Raw genomic sequence first — 350 nt, 5'->3', positions numbered from 1 at the left:
CTGGGCTTTGGCCGCAAGGTGGCGCAGTTCGTGGACCCCGCCCAGGTGGAAAAGGTCTACCGCATGGAGGATAAATCCGGCCAGCGGCGGCTGCGGGAACTGGTGGAACAGATCCCCCTGGAACACCTGGACCTGACCGAAGCCATGATCGAAGAGATCAAGGCGGCCATCCCCCAGCCGCTGAACGAAAGCCTGCTTATCACCCTGGCGGACCACATCAGCTTTGCCATCCAGCGCAAAGCCCAGGGCATCGAGTTTAAAAATCCCCTGGCGGGCAGTATCCTTTGTTACTATCCCACCGAGTACCAGCTGGGCCAGCGGTGCCTGGCCATGGTGCGGGAACAGTGCGG

At 61.4% G+C, this 350-nt stretch carries 1 protein-coding gene; it reads left to right on the top strand.

The window, feature by feature from the left end; genetic code table 11:
• On the top strand, positions 1-350 hold a 350-nt coding region (locus tag H6B10_RS15745), incomplete at both ends, for a PRD domain-containing protein (RefSeq protein ID WP_204652394.1).

This window comes from Gemmiger formicilis (genome assembly GCF_016901605.1).
In the GTDB taxonomy this organism is placed as follows: Bacteria; Bacillota; Clostridia; order Oscillospirales; family Ruminococcaceae; genus Gemmiger; species Gemmiger formicilis_B.
Note: the sequence above shows the minus strand (reverse complement) of the source record. Positions and strands in the feature narration are given on the sequence as shown.